General features: G+C 56.8%; 5 protein-coding genes. All 5 read right to left on the bottom strand.

Translation table 11 applies throughout. The features are described 5' to 3' along the window. Positions 1-183 precede the first annotated feature (183 nt). Complete coding sequence (locus B3Y70_RS02355) at positions 184-975, bottom strand: TatD family hydrolase (RefSeq protein ID WP_153740845.1); 792 nt, start codon at positions 973-975, stop codon at positions 184-186. Between the two features lie 23 nt (positions 976-998). Further along, positions 999-2,579 (bottom strand): peptide chain release factor 3, encoded by a 1,581-nt coding sequence (gene prfC, locus B3Y70_RS02350; protein ID WP_014420619.1) that lies wholly within the window; start codon positions 2,577-2,579, stop codon positions 999-1,001. A 61-nt stretch (positions 2,580-2,640) separates the two neighbouring features. After that, positions 2,641-3,123: a ribosomal protein S18-alanine N-acetyltransferase gene (gene rimI, locus B3Y70_RS02345; protein WP_199452093.1), complete on the bottom strand. Its 483-nt coding sequence runs from the start codon at positions 3,121-3,123 to the stop codon at positions 2,641-2,643. Then, a complete protein-coding gene (locus B3Y70_RS02340) occupies positions 3,120-3,938 on the bottom strand; it encodes a hypothetical protein (RefSeq protein ID WP_278350333.1) in 819 nt (272 codons plus the stop codon). Before B3Y70_RS02340 ends, rimI begins: the two co-directional genes overlap by 4 nt. 30 nt (positions 3,939-3,968) lie before the next feature. Next, entirely contained in the window at positions 3,969-5,519 is a 1,551-nt protein-coding gene (locus B3Y70_RS02335; RefSeq protein ID WP_113879807.1) for a 2-isopropylmalate synthase, read from the bottom strand. Between the last annotated feature and the right edge of the window lie 140 nt (positions 5,520-5,659).

Raw genomic sequence — 5,659 nt, 5'->3', positions numbered from 1 at the left:
ATATAAGAAACGTTAAAAACCACCACCGGTACATGCAAGGCATCCGGAGGAGGTTCATACCTGTATGTTGCGCTGCCATCATTCGGGGCTGAGATAATGACATCGCCTTGAAAAGCCAGGGCGCGAAGTATACTCGAACCCCTGGTGAATGCCAACCCCGACCTATGCTGTTTCGTTAATCCCCTATGGGCGTGGAACCAGAGTTAGCGGATCTTTCCGGTAGAGCTTCGCGGTATTGGCCAACAGTATTTCAGCCAGCGACTCCCGGGGCTCACTCCGCAGTTCCGCCAGGGCCTCGAAAATCTCCGGCAAGTGGACAGGTGAGTTCTGCCCTTTCGCCACTCCGGCCGGCGCCATATCCGGCGCATCGGTTTCCAGGACCAGCGCATCCGCCGGTAACCGGGCAATGGTATCCCGGGTTTTCCGGGCCCGATCGTGGGTAATCACGCCGCCCACGCCAATGTAACAACCCAGATCAACCAGCTTTTGCGCCTGCTGATAACTGCCCGAGAAGCCGTGAAGCAATGCCCGCCCGTTCCATCCGGCGCGTTTCAGACTACTGTGCACCAGATCATGGCTCTTGACGGAGTGAATCACCAGCGCCAGACCGAGCCGCTGGGCAATATCAATCTGGGCCTCGAACCAGGGTTCCTGCTCAGACAGATCGCCTTTGAGGGCGTCCAGACCACACTCTCCAAGGCCAACACTGGCTTGGGGCGCGGAAGACAGCAACCTTTCAAGCTCGGCGAGATCGCCAGCGCCGTGCTCCTGAATAAACCAGGGGTGAATACCCAGACAGTACCAGAGACCCTTCTCTGCATCTGCCATGCTCGCCACACGCTGCCAGTCCTGCCGCCGGACCCCCGGAATCACGATCGCGCGAACTCCAAGGCTGGCCGCCTGTGCCAACACCGCCTCCCGATGCCCGTCAAAAAACGGGAAATCAAAATGGCAATGAGCATCTACCAACTGCATGGCGGCCTCCTCCCGGAGCCGAATCAGTGCTCCCGGGTCTTGTGGAACTGGATATCCGGATAACGCTCCTGAGCAAGATTCAGGTTCACCATGGTCGGCGCGATGTACGCAAGGCGATCTGCGCCATCCAGTGCGACGTTGTCCTGATTCTTACGCTGGAATTCGTCCAGTTTACGCTCATCGGAACAGGTTACCCAACGGGCAGTTGCCACGTTGATGGGCTCGTAAACCGCTTCCACCTTGTATTCACTTTTCAGGCGGGCGACAACTACATCAAACTGCAGCACACCCACCGCCCCGACGATCAGATCGTTGTTCTTCAGCGGACGGAAGACCTGAACTGCACCCTCCTCGGAAAGCTGGATCAGGCCCTTCTGTAATTGCTTGGCTTTCAGCGGATCTTTCAATCGAATGCGCCGGAACAGCTCTGGGGCGAAGTTCGGGATACCGGTAAACTTCATGTCCTCGCCCGCGGTAAAGGTATCACCCAACTGAATGGTGCCGTGGTTATGCAGGCCAATGATGTCACCGGCAAACGCTTCTTCCGCATGTTCACGGTCACCAGCCATGAAGGTGAGCGCATCAGAGAACCGAACATCTTTACCGATACGGACGTGCCGAGCTTTCATGCCTTGATTGTAACTACCTGACACGATCCTCAGGAAAGCGATACGGTCCCGGTGCTGTGGATCCATGTTTGCCTGAATCTTGAAGACAAAGCCGGAAAAGCCATCCTCGGTCGGGGTCACCTGGCGCACATCCGTGGCCCGGGGCTGAGGGGCCGGCGCCCAATCCACCAGACCATCAAGCATGTGATCAACACCGAAGTTGCCAAGCGCTGTTCCGAAAAACACCGGGGTCAGCTCACCAGCCAGGAAAGCCTCCTGGTCAAATTCGTGGGAAGCCCCTTTGACCAGCTCGATCTCATCACGAAGATCGGAAGCGTAATTGCCGATGGCGTCATCCAGCTCCGGGTTGTCCAGACCTTTGACTACACGTTTTTCCTGAATGGTATGCCCCTGGCCTGACTGATAGAGAATCACTTCATCCCGCAGCAGGTGGTAAACACCCTTGAACCCCTTGCCCATACCGATGGGCCAGGTAATCGGCGCACAGGCAATCTTCAGTACGTCTTCCACTTCGTCCATCAACTCGATGGGGTCCCTGGTATCCCGGTCCAGCTTGTTCATAAAGGTAAGGATCGGGGTGTCACGCAGGCGGGTCACCTCCATCAGCTTGATGGTGCGCTCCTCAACCCCTTTGGCACTGTCAATCACCATCAGACAGGAGTCGACGGCGGTCAGTGTCCGATAGGTATCCTCGGAGAAATCTTCGTGCCCCGGTGTATCCAGCAGGTTGACCAGCTTTCCACCATAGGGAAATTGCATCACCGACGTGGTGACGGAAATACCCCGTTCTTTTTCCATCTCCATCCAGTCAGACTTGGCGTGCTGTCCGGATTTTTTGCCCTTGACGGTTCCCGCCTTCTGCAGGGCCTGGCCGAACAACAGCACCTTCTCTGTGATGGTGGTCTTACCGGCATCCGGGTGCGAGATGATCGCAAAGGTGCGGCGCTTGGCCACTTCCTGGGAAAGGTTAGGCATAAACTCTGGTGACCTGAATCGAGATGGATGAAAGCCGAGCATTATACGGCCTATACCGTCCTCAGGTGAACCGCAGCGCCATGACCAGGGCATCTTCCCGTGCAGCGCCATCGGGATAATAGCCGGCCCTTCTGCCGATTTCAGAGAAACCCTCGCTCAGATAGAGCTGGGTGGCGGCATCATTGCTAACCCGCACTTCCAGAATCAGTTGTTCCATACCATCCGACACCGCGACAGCGATCAGATGCCGTAGCAGCCAGCGCCCGACACCCTGACCACGCACACGGGGACTGACGCAGATATTCAGCAGATGGGCTTCGTCGACCATATAGGCCACAACCGCATAGCCAATCAGCTCATCGCCACGCTCAGCGGCCCAGAGCCTGTAATTCGGCTTAAAACAGTCAAGAAAAGTCGATTTCGGCCACGGATGGGAGTGTCCCTGACACTCCAGCTCCATGACCGCCGCCAGGTCTGCCTCGACCAGAGGGCGTACCCGGACATCCTGGTTGTGCACGTCGAAAAAAGGCTGTGATGCTTTCATCGGCCAGGTACGAGAACCCGAATCGATTGCCAGAGCAGCCGCTTCTGGGAGGGGTCTGATGCCAGTGATGCGAGCGTGCCGGAAAACGCAATCTCCGGCACCCGCCCCAGGCCACGCTCGATCAACCGTGCCTGAGTTTCGTCGCCAAGCCCCAGCGTTATTAGCGTTTCTGTCGGGGCGTCGCCAGCAAAAGCAGAGGCTATGACTGAGACAAGATCGCTTTCACTGTTGAGCGTCACTTTCAGGTTATTGAACAAGGGCCAGCGCACTACACTGCATTGAGACACCCCGGTCTCTCCAATGCTTCGCAATATGTTACGAGCCAGATTTTCCTGCAAGGCAAAACTGGCGTCCTCGGCAATATGGCACAAGAGCATGAACCGGGAGCCTTTCCAGGCAGTCAGACACACCCGGTGCACTGGCTCCCGCTGCTGCACTTCTACTGGCTCCGAGGCCGGCAGGGAAGCCTCTGGCTCCATGTCTGGAGTTTCAGACCGAGGCTCGGTGGCCGGTGGAGCTTTCACTGGGTCCGCGGCCTGTTGCCCAGCGCTGTCCGCCTTCTGCACGGATTCAGGCTTGTTGCCCATCAGGCTCTGGAGCTGAGCAATGCGCTGCCGCCCCTGGTCCCCTGACAGCGGCTCAGATTTGCGCCCAATCTGAGGCACCTCCGACGCGGGCTGGAATTGCGGCTCGTCATCCACTCCGAAATCAAAGTCGGGGCTTGGCGCCGCGCCAGGCAAACTCTCGCGGGCATACCACATCCGAATGCCTGCCGCCGCCAGATAGAACTGCCGCTCCGCCTCATTCCCTATCACGAATCCCTCCATGGCAATCCTTCGGGCGCTTTAAACATCAGCCACCTGGGGATGTTGGCGAATACCGCCACTGGAAATCAGGTTCAGAGCCTCAATGTAGGCCTTCGCCGACGCAATAATGATGTCGGTATCTGATCCAACGCCGTTCACAATACGGCCGCCCCGCTCAAGACGAACGGTGACTTCCCCCTGAGCATCAGTGCCGCTGGTAATATTGTTGACCGAATACAGCTGCAGGTTACACCCGGAATCCACCAGAGATTCAATGGCCTTGAAAGTTGCGTCTACAGGACCGCTGCCCTCAGCCTCTACCGTGTGTTCTTTACCATCCACCGTCATGGTCAGATGCGCCTTGGGCACAACGCCGGTTTCAGAACAGACCTGCATGCAGACCAGACCGAAGCGGCCTTCTTCTTCCTTTTGCTTGGTATCGCTGGCAATCGCCTGCAGATCCTCATCAAAGATCTCATGCTTGAGGTCGGCCAGCGCCTTGAAGCGCGTGAAGGCCTCATTTAGCTCCCCTTCGGTTTCAAACTGGATACCAAGTTCCAGCAGTCTCGTACGGAAGGCATTGCGGCCGGAATGCTTACCTAAAACCAGGCTATTGGTATGCCAGCCTACGTCCTGTGCCCGCATGATCTCGTAGGTTTCACGATGCTTGAGCACGCCATCCTGATGGATGCCGGACTCATGGGCAAAGGCATTGGCACCGACGATCGCCTTGTTGGGTTGAACAGGAAACCCGGTAATGGTGGACACCAGACGTGATGCCGGGACGATATGCTGGGTATCTATGCGGGTATCAATATTGAAGAGATCCTGGCGGGTACGAACCGCCATGACAATTTCTTCCAGCGCTGCGTTACCAGCACGTTCGCCCAGACCATTGATAGTACATTCGACCTGACGGGCACCGTGGGCAACCGCAGCCAGCGAGTTGGCTACCGCAAGGCCCAGGTCGTTATGGCAATGGACTGAAAACACGGCCTTGTCGGCATTCGGGATACGGTTCAGTAACTGATGGATGGTCTCACCAAACTGTTCAGGAATGGCATAGCCCACGGTATCAGGGATGTTGATGGTACGGGCGCCGGCATCGATAGCGGCTTCAATGATGCGACAAAGAAAATCCAGCTCTGACCGCCCGGCGTCTTCACAGGAGAACTCGACGTCATCAACGTGGCTACGCGCCCGCTTGACAGCGCGCACGGCTTGCTCGACCACCTCATCTGGCTCCATCTGAAGTTTATGCTTCATATGGATGGGCGAGGTGGCAATAAAGGTATGGATACGGGAGCGTTCGGCAGGGCGGATCGCTTCAGCAGCCCTGTCGATATCCTTGTCCAAAGCACGAGCCAGACTGCAGACAGTGGATTCTTTGATGTTCTCGGCAATGGCCTTGACTGCATCAAAGTCGCCCTGGCTGGCAATGGCAAACCCCGCCTCGATAACGTCTACGCGAAGCTTCTCGAGCGCCTTGGCAATGCGGAGTTTTTCCGCCTTGTTCATGGTGGCGCCCGGGCTTTGCTCGCCATCGCGCAGAGTGGTATCGAAAATGACCAGGTGTTCGCTTGCGGCCATTGCTGGGCTCCCATCAGAAACGTTGCTTTGATTTTCGGTGAAGTATATCACTTCTCCGGAACCAGAAATAAAAAACCCCCGGCAGCTTCGCTGTCGGGGGTTTTTAGGCATTAGGCGCCTGACGATGACCTACTCTCACA

Source organism: Marinobacter sp. UBA5687 (assembly GCF_002420325.1).
Lineage (GTDB): Bacteria > Pseudomonadota > Gammaproteobacteria > Pseudomonadales > Oleiphilaceae > Marinobacter > Marinobacter nauticus.
Note: the sequence above shows the minus strand (reverse complement) of the source record. Positions and strands in the feature narration are given on the sequence as shown.

Bases quoted from the DNA above. Each gene is read 5' to 3' on its own strand.
- B3Y70_RS02355 (WP_153740845.1), bottom strand. From the start codon at position 975: ATGCAGTTGGTAGATGCTCATTGCCATTTTGATTTCCCGTTTTTTGAC.
- rimI (WP_199452093.1), bottom strand. From the start codon at position 3,123: ATGAAAGCATCACAGCCTTTTTTCGACGTGCACAACCAGGATGTCCGG.
- B3Y70_RS02335 (WP_113879807.1), bottom strand. From the start codon at position 5,519: ATGGCCGCAAGCGAACACCTGGTCATTTTCGATACCACTCTGCGCGAT.
- prfC (WP_014420619.1), bottom strand. From the start codon at position 2,579: ATGCCTAACCTTTCCCAGGAAGTGGCCAAGCGCCGCACCTTTGCGATC.